Consider the following 637-nt stretch of genomic DNA (forward strand, 5'->3'; position numbering starts at 1 on the left):
TGCTGTCAGCAGGCGCTGCACCGGATCGGCGAGGATGTGAGCGAACGACTGGATATCGTCCCGGCCCAGTTCCGGGTCCTGGTCGTAAGGCGGCCGAAGTATGCCTGCCGGGCCTGCGAGACCATGGTGCAGGCACCGGCGCCAGCGCGGCTGATCGAGGGCGGGCTACCGACCGAAGCCACCGTGGCGCAGGTACTCGTCGCCAAATATGCGGACCATCTGCCGCTGTATCGGCAGGCTCAAATTTACGCCCGCCAGGGCCTCGAGCTGGATCGCTCGACCCTGGCCGATTGGGTCGGGCGGGCAGCCTTCCTGTTGCGGCCGGTGCATGAGCGACTGCTCGCGAGGCTGAAGCAGTCGACAAAACTGTTTGCCGACGAGACCACCGCCCCGGTGCTCGATCCCGGACGCGGCCGCACCAAAACCGGCCAGCTCTGGGCCTATGCCCGCGACGACCGGCCCTGGGGCGGCACGGACCCGCCCGCCGTCGCCTATGTCTACGCTCCCGATCGCAAGGCCGAACGGCCGATCGTCCACCTCGCGGGTTTTGCCGGCATCCTCCAGGTCGACGGCTATGCCGGCTATCGGGTCCTGGCCGAGCGCGGTGACGTAGAACTGGCGTTCTGCTGGTCCCATG

At 68.0% G+C, this 637-nt stretch carries 1 protein-coding gene; it reads left to right on the top strand.

Annotated elements, in window-relative coordinates; genetic code table 11:
• Window positions 1-637: IS66 family transposase (gene tnpC / locus AC0L3A_RS40840; protein ID WP_473256595.1), on the top strand; the 637-nt coding region annotated here is incomplete at both ends.

Source organism: Bradyrhizobium sp. MI1.3 (genome assembly GCF_055811695.1).